General features: G+C 54.2%; 13 protein-coding genes. 6 read left to right on the forward strand and 7 right to left on the reverse strand.

Going from position 1 to position 14,844, the window contains the following annotated elements; all coding sequences use genetic code 11:
* Window positions 1–441 precede the first annotated feature (441 nt).
* A complete protein-coding gene (locus tag IR141_RS05825) occupies window positions 442–1,173 on the reverse strand; it encodes a LytTR family DNA-binding domain-containing protein (protein ID WP_135034709.1) in 732 nt (243 codons plus the stop codon).
* Window positions 1,174–1,940: 767 nt separating this feature from the next.
* Entirely contained in the window at window positions 1,941–3,587 is a 1,647-nt protein-coding gene (locus tag IR141_RS05830; RefSeq protein WP_135034710.1) for a lactate permease LctP family transporter, read from the reverse strand.
* Between the two features lie 22 nt (window positions 3,588–3,609).
* Between IR141_RS05830 and IR141_RS05835 the strand changes: the two genes are divergently transcribed.
* Window positions 3,610–3,765, forward strand: a complete 156-nt coding sequence (locus tag IR141_RS05835; RefSeq protein ID WP_167743063.1) for a hypothetical protein — start codon at window positions 3,610–3,612, stop codon at window positions 3,763–3,765.
* Here IR141_RS05835 and IR141_RS05840 read toward each other — a convergent pair.
* The 3 genes from IR141_RS05840 to IR141_RS05850 form a co-directional block, all read right to left on the reverse strand.
* Window positions 3,739–5,181 carry a LutB/LldF family L-lactate oxidation iron-sulfur protein gene (locus IR141_RS05840; protein WP_135034711.1) on the reverse strand — a complete coding sequence of 481 codons (1,443 nt, stop codon included), beginning with the start codon at window positions 5,179–5,181 and terminating at the stop codon, window positions 3,739–3,741. The genes IR141_RS05835 and IR141_RS05840 overlap by 27 nt on opposite strands.
* Before the next feature lie 85 nt (window positions 5,182–5,266).
* Window positions 5,267–5,959: a lactate utilization protein C gene (locus IR141_RS05845; protein WP_135034712.1), complete on the reverse strand. Its 693-nt coding sequence runs from the start codon at window positions 5,957–5,959 to the stop codon at window positions 5,267–5,269.
* Complete coding sequence (locus IR141_RS05850; protein ID WP_187000645.1) at window positions 5,956–6,732, reverse strand: (Fe-S)-binding protein; 777 nt, start codon at window positions 6,730–6,732, stop codon at window positions 5,956–5,958. Before IR141_RS05850 ends, IR141_RS05845 begins: the two co-directional genes overlap by 4 nt.
* A 274-nt stretch (window positions 6,733–7,006) precedes the next feature.
* Between IR141_RS05850 and IR141_RS05855 the strand changes: the two genes are divergently transcribed.
* The 5 genes from IR141_RS05855 to IR141_RS05870 all read left to right on the forward strand — a co-directional run bounded on the left by IR141_RS05855 (window position 7,007) and on the right by IR141_RS05870 (window position 11,324).
* Window positions 7,007–7,795 carry a FadR/GntR family transcriptional regulator gene (locus IR141_RS05855; protein WP_135034713.1) on the forward strand — a complete coding sequence of 263 codons (789 nt, stop codon included), beginning with the start codon at window positions 7,007–7,009 and terminating at the stop codon, window positions 7,793–7,795.
* Window positions 7,796–7,833: 38 nt separating this feature from the next.
* Window positions 7,834–7,956, forward strand: coding sequence for a hypothetical protein (locus IR141_RS13805; protein ID WP_255518798.1), 123 nt, complete (start codon window positions 7,834–7,836; stop codon window positions 7,954–7,956).
* A gap of 82 nt (window positions 7,957–8,038) precedes the next feature.
* Window positions 8,039–9,874, forward strand: a complete 1,836-nt coding sequence (locus IR141_RS05860) for a lytic transglycosylase domain-containing protein (protein WP_135034714.1) — start codon at window positions 8,039–8,041, stop codon at window positions 9,872–9,874.
* Window positions 9,875–10,059: 185 nt separating this feature from the next.
* A complete protein-coding gene (locus IR141_RS05865) occupies window positions 10,060–11,145 on the forward strand; it encodes a methyltransferase (protein WP_135034715.1) in 1,086 nt (361 codons plus the stop codon).
* A 5-nt stretch (window positions 11,146–11,150) separates the two neighbouring features.
* Window positions 11,151–11,324 carry a hypothetical protein gene (locus IR141_RS05870; protein WP_167743066.1) on the forward strand — a complete coding sequence of 58 codons (174 nt, stop codon included), beginning with the start codon at window positions 11,151–11,153 and terminating at the stop codon, window positions 11,322–11,324.
* A 258-nt stretch (window positions 11,325–11,582) separates the two neighbouring features.
* Here IR141_RS05870 and IR141_RS05875 read toward each other — a convergent pair whose 3' ends face one another.
* Window positions 11,583–13,040 carry a TrkH family potassium uptake protein gene (locus tag IR141_RS05875; protein WP_135034716.1) on the reverse strand — a complete coding sequence of 486 codons (1,458 nt, stop codon included), beginning with the start codon at window positions 13,038–13,040 and terminating at the stop codon, window positions 11,583–11,585.
* 676 nt (window positions 13,041–13,716) lie between these two features.
* Window positions 13,717–14,736, reverse strand: a complete 1,020-nt coding sequence (locus IR141_RS05880; protein WP_135034736.1) for a L,D-transpeptidase — start codon at window positions 14,734–14,736, stop codon at window positions 13,717–13,719.
* Window positions 14,737–14,844: the final 108 nt, after the last annotated feature.

Below are 14,844 nucleotides of genomic sequence, written 5' to 3' on the forward strand. Positions count from 1 at the left end.
CATGCATAACATCCAGGTTGGGCTCCGCTGTGTGATAAAGCGGAGCAGTTTATAACAAACGGAGAGTGGCTCAATTTTGGAGCACAACTCCCCGTTTCCCTGGCTCAGTTTTGCACGATATTTAACACAACAAAAGAGAAGGTCAAAAGAGAATACCAAAACGCCCCATTTTCAAAGCAATGGAATTTAAAAATTTTGAAGATTGGAAAATAGAGTGCAATATATCAAGAGGCCGTCTGAAAATATTCAGACGGCCTCTCTACCAACAACCATATACCGCTCCGGGGATACCCCGGTTTAACAGCCTCCGCTTTAAAATCATTACGGCTTCGGCTTTCCTTGTTATACCGCACATGCCGCCTGCAATCCGCCGCTTGGTGCCGGTTTTAATGGCCTATGCCGATACAGAGGATACGGAGCAGTTCGCATCCAAACCTGATTTCAGCTTTTCCGCAGAATTTTGCGGATAGCGGCCAACTGGCGGCGGCTGACCGCCAAAGGTTTCTCCACATCTAAAATGCGCGCTCCCCAAGTGGCGTTGCTGTCATCCTCTTCTCCGCCGTCCAAGCGGATCAAACAATCCAAGGTGTGGCGGAACACCAATGCATTACGGTGGATACGGATAATCTTTTCGCCCAACAACTCTTCCCAATAAACCAGCGTTTTCGGCAACTCGTAGCTTTGACCGTCGCCGGTAAATAAAAATACCGTTTTATGCTCGGCCAACAGATAGCGCACCTGCTGCCACGGAATTTCTACCATACGGTTGCGGTTGAACACTTTGAAATGGGTGAAATCATCGGCTTTTTCACGGTGTTTCTCATTCAAACGCTCCAATGCCGTTTGCAGGCGCGAAACCTTAATCGGCTTGAGCAGGTAATCGGCAGCAGCCAGCTCAAAAGCACGCAAGGCATGTTCTTCGTATGCTGTAGTAAAAATAATTTCGGGCTGTTTTTTCGCCACCCGCTTGATTCGCTCGACAAAATCCAACCCGGTAATTTCGGGCAGCCCGATATCGGCAAATACAATGTCCACTTCATGAACCCCCAACCAATCCAAGGCAGGCTGGGCATGATGGAAAATCTTCAGCAAAACAACATTGCACTCTTCCAGCAGAACCCGCAAACGCTCTGCCGCTAATACTTCATCTTCAACAATAATGGCACTCAGCATATTCTGTTATTCTGTTGGTTAATCAAAATATTCAATTTCAAATAATAGCAGGCATTCTGCCGTTCAATCAGTTATCAACCTACTTTGCAAACATTCCCAAACTAAGCAGTTGGAGTATATCGTATCCTGAACAATAGCTTATATCAATATTAATCATTAAAAAGCAGGGAGCGGCTTTCCACCGCCCACCAAGCGCCATCTCAAATTAAACCAATAAATGAAATTTTCACCCACAAAAATCCAAATAACAAAAAAAACACAAAAGCAATTTTAAAAAAACAAAAGAAAACGCCAAAAAAAAGAAATTTAAATTATATGACAAACGTAACAAACTTTATAATTTTGTAAACTTAATACAACGGGCGGTATCATAAAACACAAACAGGCTGCCCGGTCAGTAACGGTTTCAAATCTGAAAAAACCCATTTCCCGTTTCAATCCGTTCGCAATTTCCGTATGGCATTGCGGAGCCGTGCTTAAAGAGAAAAGTTTTTCGTAAGCCGCCAACGCGTATTCCGCACTGCCTTGCTTCCTATATCAAAAATGAAGCGGGTTCCCTGTAAAAGCGGGAGAAAAGGGGGAAATTAGGTTGGGTTGTACCATATACCACACCCAGAAATTTATTTGCAGACCATTTTGCTGCCGTATTGATTCAGATGTTTTAACGGCACAGCAGGTATTTTTATGCTTATATAACAAGAAATCGCTGAAAACCCTGTATGTGGCTTTCAGCGATTTTGCCAACTTAAGTGTATTTTGGGCAAAGATTATTTATTAAAGAAAATCAGTGTCCACGGCAATACATATGCCTGTAAAACGGTTAGGATGCCGACAAAGGTGCAGAAAACGATACTGTGTTTCACGGTAAAGCGGAACAGGTCGGACTCTTTGCCCTGCAAGCCCACGGCTGCACAAGCAACGGCAATGGATTGGGGGGAAATCATTTTACCGGTAACGCCGCCTGTAGTATTGGCAGCCACCGCCAGTTCGGGAGTAATGCCGATTTGGTTGGCGGTGCTGGCTTGCAGCGAACCGAACAAAGCGTTGGCGGAAGTGTCCGAACCGGTTAAAAACACGCCCAACCAGCCCAGGAACGGCGAAAAGAACGGGAATGCCGCGCCGGTGCCGGCCAACACCAATGCCAGCGTAGAAGACAGGCCGGAATAGTTGGCCACAAAGGCAAAACCCAATACCAAACCGATGGAAAGAATAGAGAAACGCAATTCATATAAGGTTTCGCCGAATGTTTTTACTGCTTCGGCAGGTTTCATTTTCAGCAGGATAATGGTTACGATGGCGGCCAACAGAATAGAGGTGCCCACCGCACTCAACAGGTTCAGTTTGTAAACGGCCTCATAAGGGCTGGGTTCGGCAACAATCGGGGCGGCTTTCATCACCAGATTGTGCAGGCCCGGCCATTCGATTTTAATCAGGCTGAAGCTGTCTAAGAAAGTTTTCAATGACTTCATCGTCCACAGGCTCACAAACACAGTCAAAATACCGAAAGGAGACCATGCCTTGATGATTTGGCCGGTAGTGTATTCCGATCCTTTGCGGGCTTCCGGTTTTTTCATGCCTTGGAAAGTGAAAATTTCAGACGGCTGCCATTTTTTCAGAAACAACGACAGGCAAATCAAGCTCACCAACGCAGAAGTTACATCGGGAAGCTCGGGGCCGATGAAGTTGGCCGTAATAAATTGGGTAACGGCAAACGATACGCCTGCCACCAAAATAGCCGGGTAGGTTTGTTTGATACCGCGTACACCGTCCATCATCGCCACCAGCCAAAACGGCACGATAATCGATAAAATCGGCAGTTGGCGGCCGGCCACTTGGCCGATGTGGAAAGCATCCAAACCGGATACTTGGCCTGCCACAATAATCGGGATACCCATCGCGCCGAAAGCAACCGGCGCGGTGTTGGCGATCAGGCACAAACCGGCGGCATACAGGGGGTTAAAACCCAAGCCGACCAGCAGAGCGGCAGTAATCGCCACCGGCGCACCAAAACCGGCCGCGCCTTCCAAGAAGGCACCAAACGAGAAGCCCACCAGCAGCATCTGCAAACGCTGGTCTTCGGTGATAGAAATAACAGACGAACGGATAATGTCGAACTGGCCGGTTTTTACAGTGATTTTGTATAAAAATACGGCAGTAATGATAATCCACGCAATCGGCCACAAGCCATAGGCAAAACCAAACAGGGCAGACGAAACCGCCATGCCTGCCGGCATACCGTAGGCAAATATGGCGACCAAAATAGAAATCAGCAGCGTGAAAAAGCCGGCCAAATAACCTTTCATTTTCAAAATGGTTAAGGCAACGAAAAAGAAAATAATCGGCAACAGCGCTGCTGCGGCAGTCAGCGCCAGGCTGTCGCCTACTGCCGTATAGTTTTGAACCCAAGTATCCATTAATCAATCTCCGAAATCACAGATGTTGTTATCCCTCATGCCGCCCGAATGGATGGAAGGCGGTGTGCGGTGTGCTGCCCGAAAAACCACTGGTTTTCCGGAACGTTTTTTTCAGACGGCCGGCCATAAGGTTGGCAGGCCGTCTGAAAATTTATTTGCCGAATTTTTCGGCCACTAACTGATGCAGGGTTTTGGCGGCCGGTTTCAACGGCACACGGTGCTGTGTCCAGCCCAACTGTTTGGACGGGGTAAGCGAGCGTAGTCTGGCCGCAGCCCAGCCGAATGTGCGGTATGCTTTGCGCCGGCCGAAAATGCCGTTAAACGTGCGCCAGGCGAGCTGTTCGCCCAAATTGTGCGATGCGCCCTGCCCGCGCATGGGATGGGCGACTTTTTCACCGGGTGCGCGTTGCGCTTCTTCGCGCAGGCGTATCAGCAAATCGGGAATCGGAATCCGCACGGGGCAGACTTCGGCACACGCGCCGCACAATGAAGAAGCAGTGGGCAAATCTTTGGTGGATTCCAAACCCATCAGGTGCGGCGAGATGATTTCGCCGATGGGGCCGGGATAAGTGGTGCCGTAGGCCGCGCCGCCGATGCGGGTATAAACCGGGCAGTGGTTCATGCACGCGCCGCAACGGATACACTGCAGGGTTTGGCGCATTTGTTTGTCGGCATAGGCTTGGCTGCGGCCGTTATCGAGCAGCACCAGGTGCATTTCCTGCGGGCCGTCAAGTTCGGCACTCCGGCGCGGGCCGGTAATCATATTGAAATAGGTGGTAATCGGCTGGCCGATGGCGCTGCGCGGCAACAGGCTGTAAAGCGGCGGAATATCCGAGAGCTTCGCCACCACTTTTTCGATGCCGGTGATGGCGATGTGCACGGGCGGCACGGTGGTGGTCAAACGGCCGTTGCCTTCGTTTTCCACCAAACACAGGGTTCCGGTTTCGGCCACGGCAAAGTTCACGCCCGAGAGGCCGACATCGGCCGTACGGTAAATATCGCGCAGGGCGCGGCGGGCGATGCCGGTGAGCTCGTCCACATCATCGGTGGGCGCGGTGTGAAGGTGGTTGTGGAAGAGTTCGCTCACCTGCTGCTTGGTTTTGTGGATGGCGGGCATCACGATGTGGGTGGGCTTTTCACCGGCCATCTGTACGATGTATTCGCCCAAGTCGCTTTCGATTGCGCTGATGCCTTTTTCTTCGAGATAGTGGTTCAGTTCGATTTCTTCGCTCACCATCGACTTGCCTTTCACCATCAGGCGGCCGTTTTTTTGCGCCACAATGCCGTGGATGATGCGGCAGGCTTCATCGGGGGTTTCCGCCCAATGCACTTTTACGCCCAAACGGGTCAGGTTGGCCTCCAACTCTTCCAAGAGCTCAGGCAGCCGGGAGAGCGAACGTTGGCGGATGTGTTCGCACAGGGTGCGCAGTGCCTGAAGCTCGTGATCATCGGACAACACGCCTTTGCGGCGGGTCATCAGCATATCCATGGCGGTGCGCAGGCTTTTGCGCAACGGGGCATCGGCCAGCGCGCCCACAGCGTTTTGCTTGAAGGTTTCCGGCTTGGGGTGGAAATGAATCGTTTGCGTGTTCATAGTGTTCTTTTGCCTGTTTCAGACGGCCTGCCCGGGTGGTTGGAGCCGTCTGAAAAATATCGTGTGGTTTGTCGGGGAAGCCCGGTCAGCCGGCCAAATCTGCTTCGGCGATATGCTCGGGCAGCACCGCCAGCACCACCATATCGCGAGGGCCGTGCGCACCGTAGGCCAGCGTGAGCTGGATATCGGCGGTTTTCGAGGGGCCGGACACCAACACTACGTTGGTGGGCATGCCGGCGGCCATGTTTTCACCCTGCATGGCGCTGTAAAAATCGTTATACATTTTGACCGCATCAAACAGACAGATATGCACGGGCGGCACCAGGCTTTGGCTGCGCGGCTGGCTTTCAGACGGCCGCAACACCAGCGTGCCGGTATGGGCGATACCGCAGTGTGCATCGGTAAAACCGGCATCGATGTCGGCAAAAAATTCGTCTTTCCAATCTTCGATCGGCCGCTCGAAGGCTTTCACTTCGATGCCGGCGGCTTCTGCGGCAGCGGCGGCCAGGCGGCCGTGTTCGGTTTGCAGCGGCAGCAGAATGTTGCGCAGGCCTTTTTCCTGCACCACCTTCACCAGCATCTGCGGCCAATTGCCGGCGCGCACCCAATGGATTTCGGTTTTTACCGCCCGCATGGCGGCCGCCCAATGTTTCAGACGGCCTGCTTCGCTTTCCCAATGCGGGGTCATTTCCTGATAGTAAGCCGCCGTTTCAGGCTCTTTCATCGGCACGGCGGCCGCAAGGCGCAGTTTGGCCAAAATATTTTCGCGTGCGCTCATGCTTTGCCTCCCGTGCGTTCGAGCAAAAACGTGGCAATGTGTTTGGGCTTGGGCATGCCGGGTTCGTCTTTGGCGATTTTGCCGCCGATATTGAGCATGCAGCCCGCATCGGCACTCACAATTTCCACCGCCTGCGTGTCTTTGAGCGCGGCCACTTTGTCGCTGACCATCGCGCCGGAAATATCGGGATGCTTCACCGAAAATGTGCCGCCGAAACCGCAGCATTCGCTTTCGTGGTCGTGCACCACCCGCTCCACATTGGCAAGTTTGTCTACCAGCGCCCAGCCCGAAAGATGCACGCCCATTTCGCGCCGCGCCGCGCAGGAAGTGTGCACCGCCACTTTGACGGCACCGCCCTTGTCTTGCGGCTCGTAGCCGATGGCCAGCAGAAAATGGGTAAATTCCACCACGCGCTCGGACACATCGTTGGCCAGCCGCTCGTAAACGCTGTCTTTAAACATCAGCGGCCATTGGTGTTTCATCATGCCGCTGCACGAGCCGGAGGGCACCACCACCGGCCACGGGTTGGGAAACAAATCCAGCTGCGCTTTGGCCACTTCAAACGAATCTTTGGGGTGGCCGGAAGAAAACGCCGGCTGGCCGCAACAGCTTTGTTCCATCGGAAAATGCACGCGCACGCCCTGCTGCTCGAGCAGCGTAATCGCATCCATGCCGGCTTCGGGCATGAAAATATCCAAAAGGCAGGTGCCGAAAAAATACACATCGGCAGGTTTGCTGCCGTAAACAGGGGTAGGGTTGGTTTGGTTCATCATTGGTTTATTGGTCAGACCAATTTTGTTAAACTAACCTTACTTTACGTAATGACGTGTAACCGGTCAAGTGCTGCCGAAAAAAATAAATCAGGCAACGGGTTGCTGATTTTCAAGCAGGCAGCGAAAAGATTACGGTACAATCATTTCGCGCTTTATCCGGCCTTTCCCTGCGCGCGGGTATTCAATAATAAATAAATGGTCAAGCAAGCCCCGAGCGTCTTGGATTGGCTGCCGTTAAAAAACGGAATGAAGAAAATTGATTAAGGTATGAATTATGCCCGACAAAACCGCCGCCAATATCAAACAACCCGCCATCGGCATGCAGATTGCCTCTGTTTTGGAGGAGCGGATTTTACAAAACGTGTACCCTATCGGCTGCAAACTTCCGCCCGAACGCCGTTTGGCCGAAGAGTTCGGCGTATCGCGCCAATCATTGCGCACCGCGCTGCACATACTGGCAACCCGCGGCCTGCTGAATACGCGGCAGGGCGATGGAAACTATGTTTCTGGCAATGTTGAAGAAACCTTCCATTACGGCTGGGAAGATTTGATTGACGCACACGAAAACATGGAAAGCGAAGTGCTCGATTTCCGCCGCGGCATCGAAGGGATGCTGACCGCCCTTGCTGCCCAACGCCGCACCGAAGCCGACTTGGCGCGCATGGAAAGCTGGCTGGCCAAGCTGCGCGAAGCCTACGCCCAAAACAATCTGGACCGGCAATCTGCTGCCGATGCGGCATTTCACCAGGCCGTAGCCGAAGCCGCACACAATATTTTATTCACCCGCCTTTCAGACGGCCTGCTGCGCCTGCTCACCGGTCAAACCAAACGCAATCTGGGCAATATGTTCGGCATGCCCGATATGTATGCGCAACTGATGGCGCAGCACGAAGCCATTTTTACCGCCATCGCGCAGCAGAATGCCGCCGCAGCCTCCCAGGCCGCATGCCGCCATTTGGATTATGTGCAAAACTGCCTGGAGCGGCAGCGGGAGCAGCAAAACCGGGAGGCCGTATCAAGCGCACTGGCCGCCAGCGACAAACTCAAACCCGGGTTCGAATAACCGGCAGCCCGACTTCAGAGACATCGCCGGTAACGGTTTTGCGCGGCAAAATACCGGAATACACCTTGCGCCCCGTTTTCAGACGGCCTGCACACAATACCGGCCGTCTGAAAACCTTTACCGGCAAGCGGACCGTATGGCAGAAGCCGCATGAAATGTAAATACTGCCGCCGGATTTCAAACCCGCACCCAAATCATTTAAAATCAGCCCTCCCCGAAAGCATACCAACGAAAGGCCGAATCATGACCTTGCAACGCACGCTCACATTCACTTTAACCGCGCTGGCCGCCGCCATACTGGCCGCCTGCTCCTCACACGAGCAACCTGTCGAGCCGGTGAAACGCAGCGACATGCCGCGCCCTTCCGCACGCGCCGCCGAAGCCCCGGCCAAAGTGCTGGCCGATTACAGCCTCTATCAAAGCGCACTGGCCGCCGCCAAACAAGACGACAACACCCTGCCTGCCCAATTTCTCAGCCAGGCCGGCGAAAGCGCAATGGCGGAAGACGTGCGCAACGAATGGCTCAAGAGCCTGGGCAGACGCGGCCAATGGGCACAGTTCAACCAACAATACGCCAAACTCGACCCGGCCGGCCGCGCGCAGGAAGTGCAATGCTACGCCGAATTGGGCAGCGGCAACCACACCGCATCTGCCGCCGAGCTGGTTAAAGAAATCAACCGCCTGCCGCAAGGCTGCACCCGCCTGGTGGAGGCCGCCGCCGCTTCAGGCCGTCTGAATCAGAAAGACGCTTGGCGGCGCGTGCGCGGCCTGATCAGCAACAACCAGCTCACCGATGCCCGCAATCTGGCCGCCGCCCTCGGCAGCCCGTTTGAAAGCGGGGGGCAGGGCGCACAGGAATACAGCCTGATCAGCGTAATCGGCAACACTGCCAAAAAAAGCACCGCATCGGCCCACACGCTCGAAAATATGCAGGCCAGCCTGAGCCGCGAGCAGGCCGGCTTTGCTTGGGGCGTGCTCGGCCATATGCAGGCGCAAAGCCAAAACATGGCTGCGGCGTTAAATTATTTCAGCCGCGCCGACCGCAGCCAACTGAGCAACGAACAGTTTGAATGGTATGCCCGCGCCGCCCTGCGCCTGCAACGCTGGAACGAGTTGGCCGGCATCATCACCGCCATGCCGGCCAAACTGCAAAATGATCCGGCCTGGCAATACTGGCTCGCCCGCAGCTACGCCGCACAAGGCAACCGCAGCCAAGCGGTGCCTTTGTATGAAAAAGCTGCCGCCAGCGGCCGCAATTTTTATGCCTTGATGGCTGGCGAAGAGTTGGGACGGCGTGTCAGCACCCGCAACAATGTGGGCGAAGTTTCGAAAAGCGATGTCAGACATTTGGCCGAAGACGGTGCCATCGACCGCGCCCTTACCCTGTTTAAAGCCAGCCAAAGCAGCGGCGACTGGAAAATGCGCCGCCAGTCGCAGGCCGAATGGCGTTATGCCACCAGGGGTGCCGGTGAAGACTTGCTGCTCGCCGCCGCACAACTGGCATACGACAACCAGTTTTACGAAATGGCCGTCAACAGCGCCGAGCGCACCAACACCAAGCTCAACTACAACCTGCGCTATATTTCGCCGTTTAAAGACACTACCGTGCGCTACGCCGATCAGGCGGGAGTGGATCCCGCATGGGTGTATGGGCTGATCCGCCAAGAAAGCCGCTTTATGCTGGGCGCGCAGTCCAGCGTGGGTGCACAAGGGCTGATGCAGGTGATGCCCGCCACCGCCCGCGAAATCGCCGCCAAAATCGGCATGGACAGCAGCGAGCTTTACACCATGGACGGCAATATCCGTATGGGCACTTGGTATATGGCCGATGCCAAACGCCGCCTGCAAAACAACGAAGTGATGGCAACGGCGGGCTACAACGCCGGCCCCGGCCGTGCCCGCAGATGGCAGGATTCCGCCCCGCTGGAAGGCGCAATTTACGCAGAAACCATTCCCTTCACCGAAACCCGCGACTATGTAAAAAAAGTAATGGCCAACGCCACCTACTATGCCTCACTGTTTAACGGGCCGCAAACTTCGCTGAAACAACGCATGGGCGTAGTGCCCGGGCGTTATTGATTGCTGAAGCAGGCCCAAACCGCCCTGTTTGGCCGTCTGAAACACAGGCACGACAGGGGCGGCTGTTTCAGACGGCCTTTATATGCAGTGTGCCGCCATATCGGATACGCCCTACCGTAATGATAATGGCGGCCGGCACCGCATTTCGCACCAACCCTCCATTCAAACATAAACCCCGAAACATCATGAACCTATTTCCCGATTTGGCGCAACGTTACAGCCAAGAGCAACTGAGTGCAGGCGCCGCGCAACGGCTGGCGCAGGAAATCGCCTTCGGCCCCGTTGCTTTCCAAGTGTCGCGGCTGATGGTGAAAACCGGCATACTCGAACATCTCCACCACTCCCCCGGCGGCGCCGAATTGGGCGAAATTGCCGAAACCGCCGGCCTGAGCCGCTATGCCGCCCAAGTTTTGCTCGAATCCTCGCTTTCTATCGGCACCGTGCTGTTTCAAAACGGCTGCTACACCATCAGCAAGGCCGGCTGGTTTCTGCTGAAAGACAAAACGGCGCGCATCAATATGGATTTTGTGCAGGAGGTCTGCTATCAGGGTTTGTTTGATTTGGAGGCCGCGCTGTTAAACGGAAAACCAGAAGGATTGAAAGTGTTCGGCGGCTGGACAACGATTTACGAAGGCCTTTCGCAACTGCCCGAAAACGCCCGCAGAAAATGGCTGGCTTTCGACCATTATTATTCCGACAGCTCCTTTGCCCAAGCCTTAGACATTGTTTTTTCCCGCCCCGTGAAAAAACTGCTCGATGTAGGCGGCAACACCGGCCGCTGGGCCTTGCAGTGCGTTGCCCGCAACTGCAGTGTCGAAGTAACCGTTATGGATCTGCCCCAGCAACTGAGCCTGATGCGCGCGGCTGTGAAAGGACACCCGGGCGCAGAACGCATCCACGGCCACCCCGCCGACCTGCTTGACGATAACGTGCTGTTTCCGCAAGGCTTCGATGCGGTTTGGATGAGCCAGTTTCTCGACTGTTTCTCCGAAGCCCAAGTAACCGGCATTCTCAAACGCGCCGCCGCTGCCATGAGCGCAGGCACCGACCTCTACATCATGGAACCGTTTTGGGACAGACAGCAATACGAGACCGCCGCCTATTGTCTGACCCAAACCAGCCTGTATTTCACCGCCATGGCCAACGGCAACAGCAAAATCTACCATTCGGAAGACATGATCCGCTGCGTGGCCGATGCCGGGCTTGCCGTTGTCGAAATCTTTGACGGCTTGGGGCTGGGGCACAGCATTCTCAGGTGCCGCAGGGCATAGCTTGGATGGGGGATACCTTTACGCCGCTTGCCCATACCGGTTTTGTACAATTTTTATACAATCCGCCGGCATGGCAGAACCTTCCAGGCATACCCGGTTCTGCCCGGGTATCTTTTTGTTTGAAAAGAAATGATGCAGCAGAAACAGCAGATCGAAATGTGGCGGCAATGAAGTATTAAAAGTTTTTCAGACGGCCTAAGATGCCGGAAAGGGTTGGGTTGTTTACACTTTTTATGCCGGCCATCTTTTATTTTTGTTTTATTTTTGCTGAAACGATGGTTTCGTAATGTTTGACTGCTCTCTCGATAACAGCCCCCTGCCCTTCGGCATTCTTGACACCCTCCCCCAAAACCTCCAAAGGGGTCTTCAGGCAAACCACGAAAAGGGTAACCACGCCGGATTTTTCTATACCGGCCGTCTGAAACCGCCGGCCGGTTTTATTTTTTCCAATAAGGCGGGGTAAACAGAATCAAAACGGTAAAAATTTCCAAACGGCCCAACAACATCACGGCGGTGCACAGCCATTTCTGCACATCGGTTAAGGCCGCATAATTATATGCGGGGCCGACCATGCCCAGCCCCGGACCTGAGTTGGTGATGCAGGCGGTAACGGCGCCGAAGGCCGAAATAAAATCCATGCCTGCAACCATCATGAGAAAGGTAAACAGCACCACAGTCATAAAATACACAAAAATAAAAGCCATCACGGTGAGTGCGGTGCGTTCGGGAATGGTGCGCCCGTTTACCTTAACGTTGCGCACAGCGTTGGGATGGAGCAGCAGCAGCATTTCGCGCAGGCTGAACTTGGCCAAAATGATGGCACGCACGTTTTTAATGCCGCCGCCCATCGAACCCGAGCTGGGCAGGGTGTTGGCCAGAAAAAACATCCACAGCGTGGTAATCAGCGGCCAGGAGCCGAAATCGGTGTTGGAGAAACCGCTGGAGAGGCTCACCGAAATAAAATTGAAAGCCGTGTAGCGCAAGGCCTCTCCCCAAGAAGGGTAGTATTGCTTTTGCCACAAATAAAGGCTTACTGCGGCAATGCTGGCAAAGAGTGCGCCAACGATAATACGGAATTCTTCGTCTTGCCAATAACGGCGGGGAGAACGGGTGCCGAAAGCTGAAAAATGGGTAACAAAATTAACAGCACCAAATAATGTGCCCGCCATCACAATCCATTCAATGATTTGCGAATCGAAATAAGCGATGCTGGCATCATGGGTGGAAAAGCCGCCCAACGAAATGGTGGACATGGCATGGCAGAAAGCATCAAACCAGTCCATGCCCGCCCAATGCAGTGCCAAAAACACCACACAGGTGCCGCAGGCATAAGTGAGCCAGAGTTTTTTCGCCACTTGGGAGATGCGCGGCGCCATTTTGCTGTCTTTGTCGATACCCGGAATTTCAGCCTTGAAAAGCTGAGTTCCGCCCACGCCAAGCATGGGCAAAACAGCCACGGCCAATACGATAATCCCCATGCCGCCCAACCAGTTGAGCATATGCCGCCAAAAGTTGACGGAGGGCGCCAGCGTGTCCAAACTGGTGATCACGGTTGCTCCGGTGGTGGTCAGCCCCGACATCGCCTCAAACAGAGCATCGGTGTAGCTCATATGGGGGAAATACAGATAAAACGGCACGGCCGCCACCAGCGCAAAGCCCATCCACAGCATACAAACCAGCGTAAAACCATCGCGCACGCGCAATTCGCGGTGGTATTGCCGCGTCAGCAGCCATATGGAACACGAAGCAATGATGGTTACCAGCGCAGTCGAACCAAACGCACGCAGGGCATCATCGAGAAACAGATACGATACAGAGGTCGGCACCAAAAGCAATATGGAAAACAACACGCCGAGCTTCGATAAAACATGAACAGTGGGGATGATTTTATACATGGTCAAACGGTTTCAGACGGCTGCCTCCAAGTGGTGCGCACGGCCGTCTGAAACGGCTGCAGGGTTTTAAAATACGGCCGCAAGCGGTGCCGCCGCCCGCATTCTAACAAAAACAGATAAAACACAAAAAGCCTATGGCAGGCATACCGGCTGAAGTTTCAACACAGATACGGCGCTACCCCTGCTGCATTGCTTGGTTGCAGGGCATGCCGATTGGCACCGTTTTCCGTATTTCCGACACCCCCTCTGCACGGCCATAGGTAAGCCCTTTGAAGTCGGATCTGCTGCGGCAGCCGGCAACCGGCACCATCCGAAAGCCCTGTTCGAAAACCATCCCTACCGAATGGCCGTCTGAAACGGTTCAGACGGCTCAAGAAAATTAAAAAGCATCAAAACAACCCGTTTTCAACCCGTTGCCGCCGCTCTTCAGCCCGCCGCCCGTAAACGGGCTGTCTGTGAATCCCCTTCGTTTCCGTTATGGCACTGCTGCGGCTTGCCGTTGTCCGCGCTGTCCGCAGCTTGCTGCCTTATCCCGCAATGAAGGAGATGGGCTATATACCGCCTTTCGACCCGCCGCCCGAATCCGGCTGACATTTTCTTCCCTATGATAAAACAGAGCCGTCTGAAACAGACTTTCAGACGGCCTTCCGAATAGGAACCGCAGGGCGTGTCGAAGTTAAAACAAGGTATCTGTCGGCTCCTGATATTTTCGATACTGCTGGGGAGCCGGGCGCACAGGTCGGTAGGCTGCTTCGGGTTCCCGGGGCTGTTGCGCTATGGTGGCCGGCTCAGAAGCAGGTGCAGCGGGAGCGGGTCGGAAAACGGGTTTGTCGGTTCCCGCATCCACTTCGATTTCCGTACCGGCCGGCAACACTTCGTCTTGAACCGGCACAGGCAGCGGTACCGCTTTCGGCTTGGTGTGGGCGGCCGAGCCGCTGTTCCATGCCAGCGATTGCAGCGACCCCTTTAATTTCACGCCTTTGGCGCAGGTTAAACAGTTGATTTGGCCGGTGCGGTTTTTCAAAACCGCGTCCACCCGCTTGGGGTTAATCGTTTTACCGTGCGCTTTCGCCCAAGTGCCGATGCTTTTGCGCAACGCCTCGGTGTTCAGGTTTTTTTGGTTATAGGGATCGCGGTAGGCCGCCAGCCAAAGATTGTTGTTGGCATCGGTGTTCAACGCGGCCATCTGATAGATAACCGAAGCGGGCGAACCGCTGGTAATGGTTTTGGCAAATTCCAAAGCATCGGGCGATTTCATGCGCACACAGCCGTGGCTGCGCACACCGGGCACGCTGGCCGGAGCATTGGTGCCGTGAATGCCCAAGCCGAGCTTGGGGTCGCCCATGCGCACAAACACCGGCCCCAGCGGATTGCTCGGGCCGGGCGGAACGGTTTTCACACCGTCGTTGCGCTCTTTCTGGATACTTTTGGGAATATGCCAGGTGGGGTTGAAGGCTTTGGCACCGATTTTGTGGTCGCCCAAATTGGTCTGTGTAGCCGCTTTGCCTACTGCAACAGGATAAACTTTGGTTAATTTGCCATCGGTATAAAGAAACAAACGCTGTTGGGGAATATTTATCACAACGTGTTGTCCTGCAGACACGGGCTGATGGTCGGGAACCGGTGTGTTGGCGGTGTTGGCCGCTGCGGCAGTGCAAAAAGACGCGGCAATAAGGCCTAAACTGATTTTTTTCATCGTTAAAGTAGCTGTGTTGTTATGATTCATGGGGTAAAACCTGCGCGAATCATACCGTAATCCGCAGATTTTTGTGAGAAAATACACCGTTTTTGGTTAATGGTGCGC

The sequence above is a fragment of the Neisseria sp. 19428wB4_WF04 genome (assembly GCF_015235335.1).
GTDB classification, from domain to species: domain Bacteria; phylum Pseudomonadota; class Gammaproteobacteria; order Burkholderiales; family Neisseriaceae; genus Neisseria; species Neisseria musculi.

Excerpts from the sequence above, each read along its gene's own strand:
- IR141_RS05825 (WP_135034709.1), bottom strand. The coding sequence starts at position 1,173 with ATGCTGAGTGCCATTATTGTTGAAGATGAAGTATTAGCGGCAGAGCGT.
- IR141_RS05830 (WP_135034710.1), bottom strand. The coding sequence starts at position 3,587 with ATGGATACTTGGGTTCAAAACTATACGGCAGTAGGCGACAGCCTGGCG.
- IR141_RS05835 (WP_167743063.1), top strand. The coding sequence starts at position 3,610 with ATGTTGTTATCCCTCATGCCGCCCGAATGGATGGAAGGCGGTGTGCGG.
- IR141_RS05840 (WP_135034711.1), bottom strand. The coding sequence starts at position 5,181 with ATGAACACGCAAACGATTCATTTCCACCCCAAGCCGGAAACCTTCAAG.
- IR141_RS05845 (WP_135034712.1), bottom strand. The coding sequence starts at position 5,959 with ATGAGCGCACGCGAAAATATTTTGGCCAAACTGCGCCTTGCGGCCGCC.
- IR141_RS05850 (WP_187000645.1), bottom strand. The coding sequence starts at position 6,732 with ATGATGAACCAAACCAACCCTACCCCTGTTTACGGCAGCAAACCTGCC.
- IR141_RS05855 (WP_135034713.1), top strand. The coding sequence starts at position 7,007 with ATGCCCGACAAAACCGCCGCCAATATCAAACAACCCGCCATCGGCATG.
- IR141_RS05860 (WP_135034714.1), top strand. The coding sequence starts at position 8,039 with ATGACCTTGCAACGCACGCTCACATTCACTTTAACCGCGCTGGCCGCC.
- IR141_RS05865 (WP_135034715.1), top strand. The coding sequence starts at position 10,060 with ATGAACCTATTTCCCGATTTGGCGCAACGTTACAGCCAAGAGCAACTG.
- IR141_RS05870 (WP_167743066.1), top strand. The coding sequence starts at position 11,151 with ATGGGGGATACCTTTACGCCGCTTGCCCATACCGGTTTTGTACAATTT.
- IR141_RS05875 (WP_135034716.1), bottom strand. The coding sequence starts at position 13,040 with ATGTATAAAATCATCCCCACTGTTCATGTTTTATCGAAGCTCGGCGTG.
- IR141_RS05880 (WP_135034736.1), bottom strand. The coding sequence starts at position 14,736 with ATGAAAAAAATCAGTTTAGGCCTTATTGCCGCGTCTTTTTGCACTGCC.